The organism is Advenella sp. FME57, from assembly GCF_014897675.1.
Lineage (GTDB): Bacteria > Pseudomonadota > Gammaproteobacteria > Burkholderiales > Burkholderiaceae_B > Advenella.
In genome coordinates this window covers 58,431-76,588 of sequence record NZ_JABUXU010000013.1, presented here as the reverse complement: position 1 = coordinate 76,588, position 18,158 = coordinate 58,431, and the positions used below count along the sequence as shown (strand labels likewise).

Sequence of the window (18,158 nt, the reverse complement as noted above, 5' to 3'; positions counted from 1 at the left end):
GACGTTTGATCACCTGCACCACCCAAATTAATTAATTCGAAACAAACCGTTTAAAACTGAAAAGCTGCGGAACTCCCTTAAAATCAGCAATTATTGATTTCAGAGATATCTCAGGACGACTTGTGCAGCGCATGACCACACTACAGCAGCATCGAGACTCGCTAACTCATATTCTACGCGGAATTGAACGCGAAGGGCTACGGATCGACCGTGATGGCGCGCTCGCCACCACGCCGCACAGTACTCTTCTGGGCTCCGCGCTGACCCATCCGAATATCACGACCGATTATTCGGAAGCGCTGATCGAGCTGATTACCGGGACACATACTTCAGTGGACGGTCTGCTCGAAGAGCTGACCGACGTACACCGCTTTGCCACCCGCCAGTTCCCGTCCGAAAGCATCTGGATGCAGTCGATGCCAGGGCATCTGCCTGCCGACGACCAGATTCCCATTGCAACTTACGGAAAATCCAACAGCGGCATGCTGCGCCATGTGTATCGCCGCGGCCTGGCTGAGCGCTATGGCCGCACCATGCAATGCATTGCCGGACTGCATTACAATTTTTCACTGCCCGACTCGCTGTGGCAGATTCTTGATCTCGATGGCGCAACAGAGACTGAGCGCCAGTCTGTCGGCTACATGGGACTGATCCGCAATTTCACCCGTTATAACTGGCTGCTCATGTATCTGTTCGGCGCGTCGCCCGCAGTCCCCCGGTCATTTCTGGGCGATCGGCCCAACCCCTTGCGCGAACTGGATCACGACACGCTGTATCTGCCCTACGCCACCAGCCTGCGCATGAGCGACCTGGGCTACCAGAACGATGCACAGGCTGGGCTGAGAATGTGCTACAACGACCTGTCTACCTTCATCAGGAAAATGTATCACGCCGTCACGCAACCCTGGCCCGAGTATCAGGCGCTGGGCACCCATCGCGACGGTCAGTGGATTCAACTGAACACCAATGTGCTGCAGATCGAAAATGAGTACTACTCAACGATTCGGCCCAAGCGCACCACCGCACGTGGCGAAAGACCCATTACGGCGCTCATGGAGCGTGGCATCCAGTACGTCGAGATCCGCTGCCTGGATATTGATCCTTTCAGCGCTGTCGGTATTTCAAACGCAACCTGTCATTTCATGGACGCGTTCCTGCTGTTCTGTGCCGTGCATGACAGCCGGCTTTTCCCTTACGACGGTTTCTGTGAAGAAAGCCAGGCCAACTTCACCGACGTAGTCAACCGCGGCCGCGACCCCTCATTGCGCCTGACCAGCAACGGCGAAGACATTTCCATCCCGGCCTGGGGCAATCAATTGCTCGACCAGATTGCACTGTACGCCAAGGAACTGGATATCGCTTTCAGCACCACGCAATACAGCGCGGCGATCCAGGAGCAGCGTCACAAACTGGATGACGTCTCTGCCACGCCCTCAGCCCGTATCCTGCAGGAGCTTCGCGACAGCGGCCTGAGTTTTGCCGACTATACCCAGTTGCAAAGCCAGCGCCTGTCCGACGAGCTTCGCTTTGATGAACTGTCTGCCGACACCGAGCAGAAAATGCGCGCCAGCGTGCAAAAATCGCTTGAGGAACAAGCGGCGATAGAAGCGTCCGACAACGAAAGCTTTGACGAATATGTCGAGCGTTATATGGCGGCTCTGAAACGGCCGGAATAAACGGAGATTTTCATGTTTCTGAAGAATGCATGGTATGTCGCGGCATGGAGCCACGACATTGTCCATGAGCTTTATCCATTGCAATTGCTCAATGAATATCTGGTGTTCTATCGCCAGCAGGACGGTCAGGTCGTCGCCCTTGAAGACGCCTGCCCGCACCGTAAACTGCCCTTGTCAATGGGCCGGCTCATCGATGACGCCGTTGAATGCGGCTACCACGGGCTGACCTTCAACGGCCAGGGCGCCTGTATTTTCGCCCCGGGCGCAAAAATTCCCCGTGCAGCCACCGTCAAGAATTTTGCCACAACCGAAAAATACGGTCTGGTCTGGGTCTGGATGGGCGACGCAGAAAAAGCTGACGCTTCCCTGATCCCGCATATTGCAGAGTATGGCCATCCTGACTGGGGAATCAATCAGGGCGACGCAATGATGGTCGAATGCAACTACCTGTACATGACCGACAATCTGCTGGACCCTTCGCATGTGGCCTGGGTACACCGCAGTTCGTTCGGCAACAGCGCCTGTGTGAACGAACCCTTGACCACAACGGTGACTGATAACGGCGTCATCGTCTCGCGCTGGATGTATGACACGGAAGTTGCTCCTTTCTATGCGAAGTTCGTCAAGTTCACCGGCAACTGCGATCGCAAGCAGCATTACGAAGTGCGCTATCCGTCACACGCCATCATCAAGGCCGTCTTTACGCCTGCTGGCACCGGCGGCGACGAAGCGGCGACCCATCCCGATGTATTTCTGATGGACTCCTATAATTTTCTGACGCCAGTCGACGAAAAGACCACGCGCTACTTTTGGTTCCAGCTTAGAAACTTCAGTCCCAATGATGCAGACGTGTCGCGCCAATTTGCCGAAGGCGTACGCAAGGCATTTGAAGAAGACCGGATCGTGCTGGGCGCCGTACAAAAGGGCATGGACAATCGCCGCACGCCATTCATCAATCTGAAGCTCGATGGCGGCCCGATCAAGTTTCGCAAGGGACTGGACCGTCTGATCAGCCAGGAACAGACGGCGACGCCTGAAAAGACGGCTAGAACCAAGCCGGCGATCATTCCCATTCAGGAAACCGCCATTAGTCAGGCCGATTAACCAGGCAGGCCAGCCAGGTGGATCCGCCTGGCAAGTTAGCCGGTGCAGCAGGCAAAAACAGCCCCAGCGCGTCATTGCCATGTGACGCAACAAAATAGCGACCCTTAACGTACCCGAAAATGATTGCGGTAGCGCAGCAACCGCCTGCTGGCCAGCCATTGAAAAGGCAGCATAAGCACTGACAACATTCCTGCCACCACAACCGTTGGTTGGGCCATCAGCAAACCCTGAAGAATCGCCATGGCCCCGAGAATGGCCACCACCGTCGTGGTTGTGCTGCGTACCTCTGCCGATTCGTCGCAAATACTCTTGTTGGTGCGATGAAATATTCTGGCGGCTGGCAAATTCCCGGTAAAGGTGGCCAGCGAACTTCTTCCTGCAAGCGCCCAGGAAACGACAAACGTATCGAGCACTTCAGTCAGCTTTGTGCCCACGCCGGAAAGCCGGATAAAGACAAACCGTGACACAAAATCAAGAATAATTGTTGTTGCTGCAATTGCCAGCGCCACTGCGGCGGGATTGGACAAGGGTCCATAGCCCGCAAAGAGCGGAATCAGGAGCATAAAGACCATGGGTATCAGTAAAAAGGCAAACCAGGCTGACAGCTGGGACAGAATCGGCAGAAGATAATTTTTTTTCACGGTCATAATCCGGGTGAAATACCGGGTAAGCACCTGGAAATTACCGTGAATCCAGCGCTCCCGCTGTTTTTCCAAATCAAAAAAGGTAAACGGCAGCAAGCCCGCGCCGGCCGACTGCGCAATATAGCGACCACGGAATCCACGCATATGCAATTGGAGTCCGATTTCTGCGTCCTCGGTTAGTGTAGAAGTTTTCCATCCGCCCAACGTACGAAGCGCCTTGACCGCAATCACCGACAACGTGCCGGTCAACAGCATGGTATTGGCCGCATCGGCGGCTCTGGTCACAGTCGCAAAATACAGACCCAGTTCATATTTCAATCCTGCAGCCCCTTGCCCCCGATAAGACTGGGGAAACTGAAGATAGTCGTATTCGTTCTGCGCCAGCAGGTTTGATGCACGAGTCAGAAAATCTCTGTCCACAGTATAGTCAGCATCTACAATCACAACGTGCGTAGCCCTGCGATTGCGCAGTTCCAGTGCAATATCCAGTGCGCCAGCCTTGGCATTGGCAACATTGATGCGGTGATAGAATCGCAGCCGCGCGCCCTTTTCCATACAGTGATCACTCACCGGCATCCATAAATCAGGATCGTTCGTATTATTGTCAATCACCAGCAGTTCGAAATCATCATAATTGGATGCGAGAATGGAATCGATTGTCTTGATGACAATATCGGGGGGCTCGTTGTGCGTGGGCAAATGGACAGAAAAATACGCTGCGCCCCGGCCCGCCGATACTCCCGGGTAGTCTGCGCGTGTGGCGACCAGCTTATCGACAGGTGTCGTTGCCTGCAACCTGCTCTTTCTCCAGTTAACAAACAGCACAGACCATTTCAGCCCCCAGCTCACAATGAACAGAATCGTGTTCGCGTACACTGCAAGAATACTTATAGCCAGAATCCATTTCATCATTAAATTTCCTGATATCGACGCGGTGAATGTCTGCAAAAAATGTTCACATTCGGTTTGCGTAAACGCTGAACAGGCGCACTAAAAAATCATTTTCTTCAAGCCATATCAAGCTCACCCACTTGCATCAACATGGCCTTAACTCTTTGGAGTTGAACGGGCAACTGGCTGTACAACACGCGTTCCCGTCGCAAGCAGTGCGCATGCTGCTCAAGCTGTTGCCACAACATCCCGAATTGCCTGATATTGTCCAGCGCATCGTAACGTGAGGATTCGATATTCAGGAACGCGTACAGGTCATGACAACTTTGTCCCTGCTGCCACATCCGCCGCGCTGACGCTCGGGCACCCGCGCGCAGCAGCACCAGATGCGCAGGCTCCAGTGCTTCATCGATCAGAAAATCCCCACTGCCTGCCCGGATACGTAGCGCCTGTGCCATACCGCCTTCCGCCCTTCCGTCCATGCGACAGGAAGTGACCACTTTGGCCTGGCCGCAATAGCAAATGCGATAGTCATGCAGAGCCACTCGCTGCGCCAACGCCCGGTCCTCAGAAAGCGGTACTGCCGGAACGCCGCCAACAACATCATGGACCAGTCTGCGAATAGCCAGACTGGCGCCGGAAACCTGATTGTGGTGTGGCCAGGTATTATCCGGATCCGGGTCCAGTTGATGTATCAATTCAAGGCAGGTCTGCCGATACTGTCCTTCCAGCGTGTTCTTTCGATGAATGGCGCAGATTTGCTCATACTGCGGATGTGACTGGTCCAGCAAAATGTCGCCACACACCAGATCATAGCCGGCAGCAATCTGTGCCAGATTGGCGGACACCCAGTCAATATCTGGTCGCGAGTCCGCATCGGTGCACAGAAGAACACCATCGGGCACGACCGAGAGCGCAGCCCATTGCATCGCCATTCTGCGGATAAAACCCGCCTGGGAAAAGTGGGTCGCCACTGTAATATTGATCATTTCAAGCGGGCAGGTTGTCTGGCTTGCCCATGCTGCCGCCAGGGCCTGGGTGTTATCTGTGGTGTTATTGACCACCAGCACAATCTTGCCCACGGCTTCGACCCGCTGCATGCTTTGCCAGCACGCATCCAGACAGGCAACGATTGTCGCCTGTTCATTCCTGGCCGGAATGGCAATGGCGTAGGAAAACCTGCCCGTTGCCAATTGCGGAACATGGCCGCAGTGATCATTCAACTGCACACCATCTGTTGTTGTCAGCATATTTTTTCCAGATAATATTCAATACAATGCAGAATCGACTGTTGTCGTTCCGATCTTATTAGTCTTAACGGCTCGGGACACGGGGCAGCGCTTCTGACTGCCTGCGAAACCATCTGGGGTTTCTGCTGGCCGTTCTTAGTCGGCAATGCCGCCGTTTCTGATCTGGGTCTGCACGCTATCGCTCGTAAATCTGCCTCGCGACCCAGTCGATCTGAGCGTGACACCAAGGCCGTCACCGGGCATGCAGCACCTATTCAAGTTGCTGCATGCCCAGCAAATTTGGATCGTTCCGATTCAATGCCTCAGGCCATCGCCTTCGGAACAATCCCGATGTTGGACTGCTGCGTTTCGGAATCGACCACGATGGAACAGAGCAGTTTGAGCCATTGTGTTTTCACCGCATCCAGATCAAAAGCAGGATTTTTAGAAAGTTGCGGACGCTGGCCGTCGCGCCACCTGGCAATCAATTCGTATACTGCCTGCACATCGTTTACATTGAGCACCTGCCCATGCTCATCTCCGACGACTTCATCGACTGCACCCAGACCACGCTGCGCCACAACGGGCGTACCCATGCTATGAGATTCGGCGAACACCAGTCCGAAGGTTTCCGCAAAGGTACTCTGCGCATTGAACAGGCACAGACTGCGGCGCATTTGCGCATGCACCTGGGCCGGTCTGAGCTTACCGGTATAGCGCACCCCGTCATATATAGGCAAAGGCCGTTCCAGATATCCAGGATTGCAGACGAGCAAGGACAGTTGCGGTATTCGTTGCCGCAGTTTCATAAAATTGTCCAGAACCTGCTCCAGTCCCTTATGTGGAGAACTGGCAAACAGCAATTGATTGGAATCCACTCCGGTTTGCACAGTTAACCGCTGTCCCCGTTGATCAGTCACAACCGGGTTATAAATCACGCCAATTCTGGCCGATGATGCTGAGCCTTCGGCAATGCCAAGCGTCGCCAATGTATGATGCCTGTGACTGTGCGACACGCAAATCATTTGCGCATTGGTATCGGCCAACAGCTTGGCCGCATACTTGTGCGTAGCGCCCATGAAATTGTGTCGCCACAAAATTAGGCGGGTTTGCGCAGGGGCATGCTTGCGCCACAGTGCGAGCAGTTTGAGCGAATTAATAATAATGACAACGTCAAAATTGCGCGTCCCCGCCAGCTTGCGCCAATCTCCGCCAGGTTCATAGCACACTCCTGCCGCGCTGCATGCCACCTGTTGCCTGCAGTGCTGCAGCACCACCAGATCATGATCGGCCGCAAGCGCTTCAGCCACACGCGCCGCTGTCAGTTCTGTCCCGCCCATGGCCTCGTGCTCCCATGTCTGCCCCTCATAGGGGCGTGGACAGAAGCCATCAACAATGGCGATTTTCAGGCGCCTCACCTTGAGCTTGCAGCGTGCAATTGCTGTTGCAGTCGTTCCTGTGTCGCTGGAGTCATCATTGCCTCAGAGACTCCAAGCAAATCTGGATTGGAAATAAAATCGATTTGTAAATCAGGCAGATCAATGGGCTGTGGGAGGACCTGTCCGGTGCGACGCCAGGCTGCAATATCAGCCCAGATCGCCGCGCGATCCACCTGGCGGCGTTCACTGTGATAATTGGACGCCTCTGCCACCGTCAGCGAATCATCATATTCGAATTTACTCAGTAGAACCTGAGGTAACAGATGGAGCACCTCGCCCGCCATCATCAGCCGGTTGCGCATATCCCTGTCTTCTTCGATACTGTTACGATAACCTCCGTGACGAACAAACAACTGGGCACGGAAAAGACCGGCATTGATCAGGATCCAGTCACCAGACTGTCCTGATCCGCCTTGCATATTCGGGAAAAAATCGTCAACAAGGCTCAGGGCATGTTGCGCGGTCAGACGCGATCCATCCCACCGGATCAATTCGTGTTCTGTGAGAACAAGTGAAACCGGCAGCGTCTGCTGCGGCTCATATTCGAACGCCGTCCAATTCATGCTACTGTCGGCAACCACAATGGTATTGAAAAGGGTGCGCGCCTGCATCAGCACCTTGTCTGGCGCCGGTCGATCGTCGGAGTCATGAAAGGTAATGGCATCTGCCATTGATAGCGCTATGCCGACATTCTTGGCCTGTGCCGTATGCATATTGCACGCAAGACGAACATAAACGAAATCGGATCGATCAAAATAAGGCTGCAGCACATCAAACGTATCATCGGTAGAGGCATCGTCGATGATCGTGACTTGTTTGTTCGGATAGCTCTGACCCAGGGCTGCGTCCACTGCACCTGCAATTAACCCGGAACGGTTAAACGTCGGGATAATGATATTGACACGTTGCATACAGACTCTCTCTTGGAGAGAACAGGACTTCAGGGGAATGCGTACTGCCATTCCAAATTACATTTAATAATATAAACGGCCTGTAACCTAACCAATGTACACTAGTTGTCAGTAAACAATGTAACTGCAGCGATTCTGAAAAATATGACTTTATCGCGTACTGTTGCCCATTGGGCAAAAAACGGCGCCTTGATAACACGTAAAACGACTTGCGACACCCCGCCCGGCTTCCCGCAAGAAACGCCCGACAAATCCGGCCATTCTGTTGCTATTTGAGATTTCCTGCCAGAAAGGTAGCCAGTCGGGCGCTTTTGGGTTTGCTCAGAATTTCGCCGGGCGCACCCTCTTCTTCGACCACACCCTGATGCAAAAACATCACATGGCTTGACACCTGGCGCGCAAACGCCATCTCGTGCGTCACGATGATCATGGTGCGCCCCTCCTCGGCCAGTTTCTGCATCACGCGCAGCACTTCTCCGACCAGCTCTGGATCCAAGGCCGAAGTAGGTTCGTCAAACAGCATGACCTCGGGCTCCAGCGCCAATGCACGCGCGATCGCCACCCGTTGCTGCTGCCCGCCCGACAAGTGCACCGGGTATTTTTTCAATGTATCCAGGCTCAGTCCGACCTTGAGCAGATTACTTTCGGCCCTGGTCAACGCTTCTTGACGCGACAGGCCCAGAACATTGACCGGCGCGGCCGTAATGTTCTCCTGCACGGTCATATGCGACCAGAGATTGAAATGCTGAAATACCATGGATAGCCGGGTGCGCATATATTGCAGTTGGCGGCGATCAGCCGGCACCAGCGTACCCTTGCGCGGCACCGTTCGCAGCTCTTGGCCATGAATGAATATTCTGCCAGAATCGGGAGTTTCCAGAAAATTGATACAGCGCAGCAGCGTGCTTTTGCCCGAACCGCTGGAGCCGATAATACTGATCACATCGCCCTTGTTAGCCAGCAGCGACACTCCCTTGAGCACCTCGTTGCTGCCGAAACGTTTGTGAATATCCTGGACGCGTAAATTTTCCATGGTGATGACCTGTTAAACAGCGGCGGGTTTCAGAAACCCGAGCCATTTTTTCTCTGCCTTGCGAAACAGCGCAACCAGCACCATTGCCAGAACGGCATACAGGATGGCAGCAATGCCAAAGGCGGGTAAGGAATTGAATGTGGCGCTATTGACATCGCGCGCCACCTTGAGCAGCTCAGGCACCGTTGCCGTAAATGCCAGCGAGGTAGAATGCAGAACCAGAATGACCTCGTTGCTGTAAAACGGCAGGGCCCGCCTGAATGCGGAGGGCAGAATAATCTTCGTGTACAACCGGAAACGGGAAAAACCAAAGGCCTGCGCCGCTTCAATTTCGCCATGAGGAATGGCCCGGATGGCTCCCGCCAGCACCTCTGTCATATAGGCACAGGTGTTGATGGTGAATGCAAGAATCACACAATTGAAACCGTCACGGAAAAACGTGGCCAGCAATGGCGTGCCACGCACCACGCTCAGGCTGAACAGGCCGGTGTAGACAAGCAGCAACTGCACGTAAAGCGGCGTGCCGCGAAACACAAACGTGTACACCCGCACCGGCATGCTGATCCAGCGATTGGACGAACTGCGCCAGATGGCCATGGGGATAGCCAGCACCGTGCCAAACAACACGGACAGCAGCAATATCCAGATAGTCATGGCCAGCCCCGTCATGGGAAAGCCGAACCCGAGATAGGCCTGCCAGTAGCGCTCGAGAATCTCGCTCACAGCCGGACCTCCCGCACCCCGACCGAATAGCGTCGATTAAGCCACGACAGCACAACCAGGCTGACGGCCGTCATGCACAGATAAATGGCTGCTGCCACCAGATTGAAGAAAAACAGCTGCTGGGTACTGCGTCCGGCCTGCTGCGTGACGGTCACAATATCAAGCAAACCGATGATGGAGACCAGAGCCGTTGCCTTGATAATGACCTGCAGATTATTGTTCAGCCCAGGCAAGGCGAAGCGGATCAATTGCGGCAACAGGATCAGACGAAAGACTGTCAGTGGCGACATGCCTGTCGCGTAGCCTGCTTCCAGCTGGCCTTTGGGCACAGACTGGATCGCCCCGCGAAAGGTCTCTGTCATATAGGCGCCATAGATGAACGATAGCGTTGTCACTCCTGCCGAAAACGCATCCATCTGGTATTGCGGCCAGCCGGCCCAGGTGCAAATGACGTTGATGAGCTCCTGCAGGTTGTAGAAAACCAGCAGCATGATCACCAGGTCGGGAACGCTCCGGATCAATGTCGTATACCCGGTGAAGGTCCAGCGCAGTACAGGATTGGGAGACAGCTTGCACAAAGCCCCGACCATCCCGATGATAATCGAAAAAACCAGCGTCAACAGGGTCAGCAGACAGGTTGCGAGTGTACCGGCCCATATCTGGGATCCATAACCGTACAGCATCGGGTTCCTTAAATATCGTTATTAATAATGTAATAGTGCAATTGCCTGTCGGCGGCACGGCTCATGCCGTTGTGTTCCGCCGGCCACGCAGTGCGGGCAGGCCTGGCCGCCCAAAAATGCAAAATGCGCGGCCACCGGCGTAAAGCCGGCCCGCGCAGCACCGGTCAGACAAGCTTATTCGTGTTCCTTGATGCCGTATTTTTTGTAGACTTCAAGTATTTTTGCGTATTCGCCGTCCTTTTTCATATCGGCCAGCGCCTTGTCGATTTTACCCTTGAGCTCGGTATCTTCCTTGCGCAGGCCGATGCCGTTGCCGTTGCCGAAAACTTCTGCATCGGACACAGGCTTGCCCACCAATTTGAAGTTCTTGCCATCGGGGCTATCGAAGAAAATCGTGGCAGCCGCAGCGTCCTGCAGCGTGGCGTCAACGCGCCCCAGCGCCAGATCCTGCTTGGCCAGATCATCATTCTGGTAGGAAACCAGGTTAATGTCCTTGCCTTTCCAGTGCTTGTCGGCGTAAGCGGCCTGGGTGGTGCCCTGAACGACGCCTACAGTTTTGCCCTTGAGCGACTCGGCGGTCGTATCCAGCCCTTCACTGTTTGCAGGGACCATCAGGCGTGTGGAACTGGCGTACATCACATCTGAAAACAGGACCTGCTTCTCGCGCTCTTTGGTAATGGTCATCCCGGACAGGATGCCGTCTATTTTCTTGGCTTTCAGGGCTGGAATCACGCCATCGAAATTCATGCGAATCCATTCGCAGTCAGCTTCAATGCGCTTACAGATGGATTTACCCATATCGACATCAATACCAACCAGCTCGCCCTGTGGATTGACCGACTCAAAAGGCGCGAACGTGGGATCAATACCCAGACGCAGTTTGGCGGGTGCCGCAGACACCACTGTCGGTAACAATGCAGCCAGCATTGCCGCAACAAAAAGTTTTTTCATTCCTAACCCCGGGAAACATATCGTAAATAATTGAAGTAGTATAACGCCTTGTCCCTGGTTCACAGCTGTGATTGCAGGCAGGTTACAACGCGCGGACACGAGATTTTTGCATAAATTTCCCGCCCGCTTCCTGATTTTGTCCGAAACCCATGTTTTTCTTGCCTTTGGGCCCGAGAATTCGCTCATGACTCCATTCGATTCCGCAGATTTGCCCATTTTCCGGCTGGCGCCTGGCCAGTTGAGCTACTCGCAATTGCGCGCCTCGTTCCTGAAGGCTGCGCATCACCGGGGCGCCCGGCTGCACGCTTACCCTCATCCGCTCAAGGGTGTCGAAAACGAGAATCTGTGCACCGACGTGGCCGTGGCCGGCGATCCCAATGCCGACAAATGGATGGTGGTGGTGTCGGGCACGCATGGCGTCGAGGGTTACTATGGCTCCATCTGCCAGACCCGCTTTCTGCTGGAACAGGACGTCTCCCCGGCTGCGGGCGTGGGCATCCTGTTCATTCACCTGATTAATCCGTGGGGTACTTCCTGGAAGCGACGGGTCAACGAAGACAACATGGATCTGAATCGCAATTATCTGGATTTTGACCAACCTTTGCCGGCCAATCCGGGCTACGAAGCAGTTCATGAGCTGTTTGCGACCGATATCCGTGACGCCGCCAGGCGCAAAGCGCGCGACCTGCGCTGGCGCCAGACCGTGCAGGAAAAAGGCTACGCTGCGCTGATGAACATTGTGGAAGCCGGTCAGTATCGCCATCGGGATGGCCTGTATTACGGCGGTGACAAACCCAGCTGGTCCAACCTCACACTGCATAAAATCCTGAAAGACCACCTGCCAGCGCACGCCAGGGAAATCATCAGCTTCGATCTGCACACCGGCGCCGGGCAGTTTGGCCACCCCATGCTCATGGCCATTGCCGAACAGCAATACCCTGGCATCGCGCGTGCCCAGTCCATATATGGTCCCTGGCTGTATACCGTGATTACGGGCGCCAACAATGCCAGCGATACCGGTATCTCGGCCGCCGCCACCGGTTACACCTCGGCGGCCATGATCAAGCTATTCAGTGACCGCCGATTCACGCAACTGGTTGTCGAATGCGGCACCTATGACAGCCAATTGGTGGGCCAGCCCGCCTTGCTGGCCGACCATTTCCTGCACCTGCATGGCGACCTGGCCAGTGCCGAAGGCAAAAAGATCAAGCAGCGCCTGCTGGACTTTTTCTTCCCGGCCGATCCCGACTGGCAGGCGCTGGTGCAATTTAGAACCCGCCAGATTCTGGAGCGTGCCGTTCGCGCACTGCGCAACGATCAGTAGTCCGCTTTGCCGAAATAAAAAAGCACGCTTGCAGCGCCTCTTTTCCCACGGCGTTTGCCAGCGGCCCACAACCAGCACCCGACAAGCGCAATAGCTATTGCCCGATCATAATCATTTTGACCAGCTTGATAAGTGCGTCGCCAAGCGACTTCATGCTTTCGCCAACCTGTGGATAGCACTGCTCCAACAGCACACCCAGGACAATGGCAATCACCACCGGTACATATACAATTTGATACCAGCGCGTGGGCTGACGCGGCACTTCGGCCGAAAGCGCTTTAGCAGACAACATTTGATTTGGTTTTCCTGGAAATGAATATTTTCGGTCGGCGCGCTTGCGGCCGTTGCCGATACGTAAATGATTTGAATAGATCCGCGCAATGCAATCACTACGGCCATTGACGCACGACAATCCATGGATATGGCAACAGCGGTCGCTGCCGTATTTTCAATGTATTAATCGCGACATTAAAGCAAACTGAAAATGCATCTATGGATGGCATATGGCCGGCTTTCCGATACAATCGCAAATGGTGCTGGGCCCAACCCCGCGCCTATTTCACAGCACACTCCATTCAAACGAGACATTTCTATCATGCCCATTCTTCAAGTTCAGGTCACTGCCGGCCGCAGCCAGCAACAGAAAACCGCCTTCCTGCAAAATGCCACCAAAGTCATAGAGCAAACGCTGAACGCGGCCTTGCCCAGTATCCGTATTTCCCTGCAGGAAGTTGAACAGCAGGATTCGATTGTCGCTGGCCAGATCGGTGTCGACTTCGTCAACATCGTGGCTTTCCTGCTCGCAGGCCGGGACGATGAACTCAAGGCCAATTTCATGGCTGCCATCAACAAAGCGGCCGTTACCACATTAGACGTGTCGGACACCTGCGTGCGCACGATGGTGATCGATGTCGCGCCGGAGCATATGGGTGTTCAGGAAGGCCTGAGCGCCAAGGCGTTTCGCGCCAGAAGCGCCAGCTGACCGGGACATAACGACAACAGTTGCCTGCTGCGCATTGCCTTGTGCCTGGCACCCTAAGTGCACCGCAGCAGCGCCACTTTCCTGGATTCGGGCGGGCCCTGGGTGTCCGCTCCATTTCCCTTATTGACAATACATCCTGATCCAACCTATTCTTCTCTGAACAATGACCAATTACAACAAACCCATTCGGAGCGGACATGAAACTATCAGGCATCCTGCGGTCGTGCATTGCGGCCACCACATTTTTTGCTGCAGCAGCCAGCGCGCAAGTGAGCGTCATGCTGCCGGCCAATCCCGGCGGCGGCTGGGATGGAACAGGCCGACAGGCCTTCTCGGCCATGAACAAGGCCGGCATTTATACCGATAGCGTCAGCTTCACCAACAAGGGTGGCGCCGGCGGCACCATCGGTCTGGCCGAATTCCAGAATGGCACAACGGGCAAACCGGACAACCTGGCGGTGTTTGGCGCCATTACCGTGGGCGCAATCACGCTTAACAAATCGCCGGTCGATCTGTCCAAGTTCAGGCCGGTGGCACGTCTGACGGCAGAGTATCTGGTGCTTGCAGTACGCCCAGACGCTCCTTACAAAACACTGGAAGATTTTGCCAAGGCGCTCAAGGAAAATCCTGGTGGCACACCAGTAGGCGGCGGCTCGGCTGGTGGCGTAGATCATATCGCCCTGGCCCTGCTGGCCCAGGCCAGCGGCGCGCCGGTTAACAAACTCAATTATATTCCGCAGGCCGGTGGCGCCGATACCGTCACCGGCATCGTCAACGGCACACTCAAGGCCGGAATCTCGGGCATTTCCGAGTTTCAGCAATTTGCCAAGTCCGGCCGCGTCAAAATACTGGGTATCACATCAGCCGAGCGCATGAAAGGGCTGGATGCGCCCACCTTCAAGGAAGCCGGCTACGATGTGGAGCTGGCAAACTGGCGTGGCATCCTCGGTTCAGTCGATATGCCCGAAGACAATTACAAAGCCTGGGTCGACCGGTTCACCAAACTCAACGAGAGCGATGCCTGGAAGCAGACCATGGCCACCCAGGGCTGGGACCAGTTTTTCCTGGCCGGCCCTGAGTTTGGCAGCTTCATCAAGGACGAAAGTGACCGTATCAACAAAATCCTGAAGGACGCAGGTCTTGCAAAATAAGGAAACACCATCGCCGGCAGGCGCAACACCGGCGGTCCCAGAGGCTACGGCGCCTGGCGCCCGGCCCTGGTGGCTGGGTATAGCCGTGATTCTCCTGGGCTGTGTCTGCCTGTATGCCACGACCACATTGCCGGCGACGGCACAGTACGCGGCTATCGGCCCAGGCATGTTTGTTACTATTGCCGGCGGTGGCCTGCTGTTGCTGGGCATTCTGCTATTGATTCAAATTGCGCGAGGCGAACGCTTCGAAGCGCAGAATGCGGAAAATGCGGCAGGCAATCTGCCCATGGACAAGCGGGCCTTCTTTACCGCGCTTGCCGCCACCATCGTACCGGCACTCACCATGGAAGCACTGGGCCTGCCCATTACCGCCATGCTTTCGTTCACGCTGGTTGCGCGCGCTTTTGGTTCGAACAAGACACTCATTGACCTGATCACCGGGGCCATTCTGGGCTCGGTGTGCTGGTTTCTTTTTTCTCGCCTGGGTCTGCAACTTGGCGGTTTTCTTCCCCTGGCGGGCGTCTGAATGGATACCTTCGGCTTATTACTGCAGGGCTTTGATGTTGCCCTGCAACCCATGAATCTTTTCTGGGCGCTGCTCGGATCCGTACTTGGCACCGCCATTGGCATCCTGCCCGGCATCGGCCCGGCGCTGACCATTGCACTGCTGCTGCCGGTGACCGTCTCTGTGGGGCCGGTCTCGGCGTTCATCATGTTCGCCGGCGTTCTCTACGGTGCGATGTATGGTGGCTCCACGACATCGATTCTAATTAATACGCCCGGTGAAGCCGGCTCCATGATGACCGCGCTGGAGGGCAACAAAATGGCGCGCTCCGGACGCGGAGCCGCAGCGCTGGCCACAGCGGCTGTGGGTTCCTTCGTAGCCGGCACCATCGCCACCCTCTTGCTGACATTTGCTGCGCCCTCCATTGCCGAGCTGGCGTTCTACTTCAAACCGGCAGACTATTTTGCGCTGACCGTTCTGGCCTTCACGTCCGTAGCGGTGGTCATGGGAACCTCGCGGGTCCGCGGCTTTATTTCCCTGTTCATCGGCCTGGCCTTGGGGGTCATAGGTATCGACAAGATGACCGGGCAGCCGCGCATGACGTTTGGCGCCAGCTCGCTGCTCGATGGCATGGAGCTCACGGTGGTGCTGGTATCGCTGTTTGCAATCGGTGAAATTATTTATGTTGCCAGCCGCTACCGGCATCAAAGCGACGACGTACTGCCGATCAAGGGTGGCATCTGGATGACCAAAGAGGAATGGAAACGCTCGTTCATGCCTTGGTTGCGAGGCACCGCTATTGGCTTTCCCATGGGCGCCCTGCCTGGCGGCGGTTCCGAGATACCGACCATGCTGTCCTATACGATGGAAAAAAAGTTGTGCAAAAAGAAAGAGGAATTCGGCACCATCGGCGCCATTGAAGGTGTTGCCGGTCCCGAAGCGGCGAACAATGCAGCGGCCGCCGGGGTGCTTGTTCCCCTGCTGACACTGGGACTGCCAACCTCTGCCACCGCAGCTATTTTACTGGCAGCGTTCCAGAACTTCGGACTGCAGCCCGGCCCGTTTCTGTTTACCTCCAACCCGGAACTCATCTGGGGGCTGATTGCCTCTCTGTATGTTGGTAACGTCATGCTACTGATTCTGAACCTGCCGCTGGTTGGCATGTGGGTCAAATTGCTGCTGATTCCCAAGCCACAGCTGTACGCCGGCATTCTGGTATTTGCCATGATCGGCATCTGGGGCGTGTCGGGCTCAACCTTTGACCTGGCCAGCATGGTCGTTGTGGGTCTGATGGGTTATGTCATGCGTGTCTATGACTTTCCCATTGCACCCATCCTGATCGGCCTGATTCTGGGACCCATGGCAGAGAACCAGCTGCGCACGGCACTGGCGGCAGCCCAGGGCAACCCGGCCGTGCTGGTGGAAACGCCAATTTCCATTGTCATTCTGACCGTGTCTGCGCTGTTTTTGCTGGCGCCCATTGTTTTGCGCAGGCTGCGCAAGGCTGCATAACGCCACGCTGTTATTGCTTGCCCCCCGTTGCCATCATCTGTCCGGTCTGACAACGGGGCCAGTGACACACACCGGCAGCCTTTGCTCCGAAGCCCTGGCGATATTCATATTCCTGCGCTGTTTGCCTGCCGCCGCCAGGCGGCAGCTAGCCTGCTGCGCCCACACGATCGCCAATTCAACGTTGCCGTTTTATAACGATATTTTCACCGCCAGCACGATGCATCACCTGGGGCGTCACGTATTTTGCAATGAAAAGCAAAAAACATTGGCTTTGGCACAACGAATACGCGTCACTCACGAGCACCCAAACCTAGGTATTCTCCCTAGGGGAATTAGTATTATCCCTAGGGCAACGATACATCAATACCCCAATACACTTATCGTCCCAGCCGGGCTATCCCGGCACGATTCATCGATATTTTCCAGTTCGAGCAGGCAATGACACTTAGACAACTCGAGGCATTTCGCGCACTCATGATCAGCCGTACCGTTACGAAGGCAGCAGAGTTTCTTTCCATCTCGCAACCTGCCACCACACGCTTGATATCGGATCTGGAAGCCTCGGTGGGCTTTCCGCTATTTGAGCGTCGCCAGGGCCGTCTTTTTCCGACACACGAGGCAGAAGAACTGTTCAAGGAAGTCGAGCGCAGTCTGGTCGGCGTCCAGGAAATTGCCTATGCTGCCAGCCAGATCCAGAAAGCGCAAAAGGGCCAGTTCCATATTGCTGCCGCGCCCTGTCTGGCCTCTGCTGCATTGCCTTTCTTGCTGCACAACTTCATGCAAATGCACACCGAACTATCGGTCAAGCTGACGACCCATGCCTCTACCACCATCATGGATATGGTGCAGAATGCCAAGTGTGATCTTGGTATGGTCATTCTGTCCAGTGAATATCCCAGCCCGCTAGGCGAGCATCTGTTCTCGCTGGACTCAAAGATCGCCATTCCGCGCAATCATCCGCTGGCTCAGAAAAGTGAAATTCACGTCACCGATCTTCAAGGGCAGACAATGATACTGGGCTCCCACGATATGGATACCCGCCAGGCATTTGGGCTGTTACTGGTGTCCCACGGCATCAAGGTGTTTTCAAGCGTTGACACCAACACGTCGCAAACCATGTGCTCGTTTGTCGAATCAGGCAATTGCCTGGCAATCGTGGACCCCATCACAGTGATAACCTATATCGGCAACAACATTGTGTTCAGGAATTTTTCACCGCGACTGATGGTCCATTTCAGTGCGCTTTATCGCGCCGACAAGCCGGCTTTGCGCGTGCTCAAAGATTTTGTGCACTACGTCAAAACAAATGTGACCATGGCAATCGCGCAAAACGGCAAGCTGCTTTAACCTGGTGAACAATGGCGTACATGCCATAACACCATATTATGGACGGGCTAAAA

General features: G+C 55.1%; 17 protein-coding genes. 8 read left to right on the top strand and 9 right to left on the bottom strand.

Going from position 1 to position 18,158, the window contains the following annotated elements:
• The first annotated feature begins 107 nt into the window (after positions 1-107).
• A complete protein-coding gene (gshA, locus tag INT32_RS15510) occupies positions 108-1,676 on the top strand; it encodes a glutamate--cysteine ligase (protein ID WP_370540248.1) in 1,569 nt (522 codons plus the stop codon).
• 12 nt (positions 1,677-1,688) lie between these two features.
• Positions 1,689-2,780, top strand: a complete 1,092-nt coding sequence (locus tag INT32_RS15505; protein WP_193089619.1) for an aromatic ring-hydroxylating dioxygenase subunit alpha — start codon at positions 1,689-1,691, stop codon at positions 2,778-2,780.
• 104 nt (positions 2,781-2,884) lie between these two features.
• On the opposite strand, the gene INT32_RS15500 is transcribed toward INT32_RS15505, so the two are convergent.
• The 8 genes from INT32_RS15500 to INT32_RS15465 all read right to left on the bottom strand — a co-directional run bounded on the left by INT32_RS15500 (position 2,885) and on the right by INT32_RS15465 (position 11,284).
• Positions 2,885-4,336 (bottom strand): glycosyltransferase family 2 protein, encoded by a 1,452-nt coding sequence (locus INT32_RS15500; RefSeq protein WP_193089618.1) that lies wholly within the window; start codon positions 4,334-4,336, stop codon positions 2,885-2,887.
• Positions 4,337-4,431: 95 nt separating this feature from the next.
• A complete protein-coding gene (locus INT32_RS15495; protein ID WP_193089617.1) occupies positions 4,432-5,565 on the bottom strand; it encodes a glycosyltransferase family 2 protein in 1,134 nt (377 codons plus the stop codon).
• Between the two features lie 302 nt (positions 5,566-5,867).
• On the bottom strand, positions 5,868-6,962 hold the full coding sequence (locus INT32_RS15490) for a glycosyltransferase family 4 protein (protein WP_193089616.1): 1,095 nt from the start codon (positions 6,960-6,962) through the stop codon (positions 5,868-5,870).
• Positions 6,959-7,894, bottom strand: coding sequence for a glycosyltransferase family 2 protein (locus INT32_RS15485; protein ID WP_193089615.1), 936 nt, complete (start codon positions 7,892-7,894; stop codon positions 6,959-6,961). Before INT32_RS15485 ends, INT32_RS15490 begins: the two co-directional genes overlap by 4 nt.
• A gap of 268 nt (positions 7,895-8,162) precedes the next feature.
• Positions 8,163-8,927 (bottom strand): ABC transporter ATP-binding protein, encoded by a 765-nt coding sequence (locus tag INT32_RS15480; protein ID WP_193089614.1) that lies wholly within the window; start codon positions 8,925-8,927, stop codon positions 8,163-8,165.
• 12 nt (positions 8,928-8,939) lie between these two features.
• Entirely contained in the window at positions 8,940-9,650 is a 711-nt protein-coding gene (gene hisM, locus INT32_RS15475; RefSeq protein ID WP_193089613.1) for a histidine ABC transporter permease HisM, read from the bottom strand.
• The gene (locus tag INT32_RS15470) at positions 9,647-10,333 is read right to left on the bottom strand and encodes an ABC transporter permease (protein WP_193089612.1); all 687 of its coding nucleotides are present in this window, start codon (positions 10,331-10,333) and stop codon (positions 9,647-9,649) included. The genes hisM and INT32_RS15470 overlap by 4 nt, the downstream gene beginning before the upstream one ends.
• 174 nt (positions 10,334-10,507) lie before the next feature.
• Entirely contained in the window at positions 10,508-11,284 is a 777-nt protein-coding gene (locus INT32_RS15465) for a lysine/arginine/ornithine ABC transporter substrate-binding protein (RefSeq protein WP_193089611.1), read from the bottom strand.
• 106 nt (positions 11,285-11,390) lie between these two features.
• Here INT32_RS15465 and INT32_RS15460 point away from each other — a divergent pair, with 106 nt between their 5' ends.
• Positions 11,391-12,608: a DUF2817 domain-containing protein gene (locus tag INT32_RS15460; protein WP_226817114.1), complete on the top strand. Its 1,218-nt coding sequence runs from the start codon at positions 11,391-11,393 to the stop codon at positions 12,606-12,608.
• A 94-nt stretch (positions 12,609-12,702) separates the two neighbouring features.
• Here INT32_RS15460 and INT32_RS15455 read toward each other — a convergent pair whose 3' ends face one another.
• Positions 12,703-12,900 (bottom strand): hypothetical protein, encoded by a 198-nt coding sequence (locus tag INT32_RS15455; protein WP_193089609.1) that lies wholly within the window; start codon positions 12,898-12,900, stop codon positions 12,703-12,705.
• A gap of 303 nt (positions 12,901-13,203) precedes the next feature.
• Here INT32_RS15455 and INT32_RS15450 point away from each other — a divergent pair, with 303 nt between their 5' ends.
• The 5 genes from INT32_RS15450 to INT32_RS15430 all read left to right on the top strand — a co-directional run bounded on the left by INT32_RS15450 (position 13,204) and on the right by INT32_RS15430 (position 18,105).
• Entirely contained in the window at positions 13,204-13,590 is a 387-nt protein-coding gene (locus tag INT32_RS15450; protein WP_193089608.1) for a tautomerase family protein, read from the top strand.
• Positions 13,591-13,787: 197 nt separating this feature from the next.
• Complete coding sequence (locus INT32_RS15445; protein WP_193089607.1) at positions 13,788-14,741, top strand: tripartite tricarboxylate transporter substrate binding protein; 954 nt, start codon at positions 13,788-13,790, stop codon at positions 14,739-14,741.
• Entirely contained in the window at positions 14,731-15,267 is a 537-nt protein-coding gene (locus INT32_RS15440; RefSeq protein ID WP_193089606.1) for a tripartite tricarboxylate transporter TctB family protein, read from the top strand. The genes INT32_RS15445 and INT32_RS15440 overlap by 11 nt, the downstream gene beginning before the upstream one ends.
• Complete coding sequence (locus INT32_RS15435) at positions 15,268-16,758, top strand: tripartite tricarboxylate transporter permease (protein WP_193089605.1); 1,491 nt, start codon at positions 15,268-15,270, stop codon at positions 16,756-16,758. It abuts the gene before it with no gap.
• Between the two features lie 438 nt (positions 16,759-17,196).
• Complete coding sequence (locus INT32_RS15430) at positions 17,197-18,105, top strand: LysR substrate-binding domain-containing protein (protein WP_193089604.1); 909 nt, start codon at positions 17,197-17,199, stop codon at positions 18,103-18,105.
• The last annotated feature ends 53 nt before the right edge of the window (positions 18,106-18,158 follow it).

Excerpts from the sequence above, each read along its gene's own strand:
- INT32_RS15505 (WP_193089619.1), top strand. The coding sequence starts at position 1,689 with ATGTTTCTGAAGAATGCATGGTATGTCGCGGCATGGAGCCACGACATT.
- INT32_RS15500 (WP_193089618.1), bottom strand. The coding sequence starts at position 4,336 with ATGATGAAATGGATTCTGGCTATAAGTATTCTTGCAGTGTACGCGAAC.
- INT32_RS15495 (WP_193089617.1), bottom strand. The coding sequence starts at position 5,565 with ATGCTGACAACAACAGATGGTGTGCAGTTGAATGATCACTGCGGCCAT.
- INT32_RS15485 (WP_193089615.1), bottom strand. The coding sequence starts at position 7,894 with ATGCAACGTGTCAATATCATTATCCCGACGTTTAACCGTTCCGGGTTA.
- INT32_RS15480 (WP_193089614.1), bottom strand. The coding sequence starts at position 8,927 with ATGGAAAATTTACGCGTCCAGGATATTCACAAACGTTTCGGCAGCAAC.
- INT32_RS15470 (WP_193089612.1), bottom strand. The coding sequence starts at position 10,333 with ATGCTGTACGGTTATGGATCCCAGATATGGGCCGGTACACTCGCAACC.
- INT32_RS15465 (WP_193089611.1), bottom strand. The coding sequence starts at position 11,284 with ATGAAAAAACTTTTTGTTGCGGCAATGCTGGCTGCATTGTTACCGACA.
- INT32_RS15455 (WP_193089609.1), bottom strand. The coding sequence starts at position 12,900 with ATGTTGTCTGCTAAAGCGCTTTCGGCCGAAGTGCCGCGTCAGCCCACG.
- INT32_RS15450 (WP_193089608.1), top strand. The coding sequence starts at position 13,204 with ATGCCCATTCTTCAAGTTCAGGTCACTGCCGGCCGCAGCCAGCAACAG.
- INT32_RS15445 (WP_193089607.1), top strand. The coding sequence starts at position 13,788 with ATGAAACTATCAGGCATCCTGCGGTCGTGCATTGCGGCCACCACATTT.
- INT32_RS15435 (WP_193089605.1), top strand. The coding sequence starts at position 15,268 with ATGGATACCTTCGGCTTATTACTGCAGGGCTTTGATGTTGCCCTGCAA.
- INT32_RS15430 (WP_193089604.1), top strand. The coding sequence starts at position 17,197 with ATGACACTTAGACAACTCGAGGCATTTCGCGCACTCATGATCAGCCGT.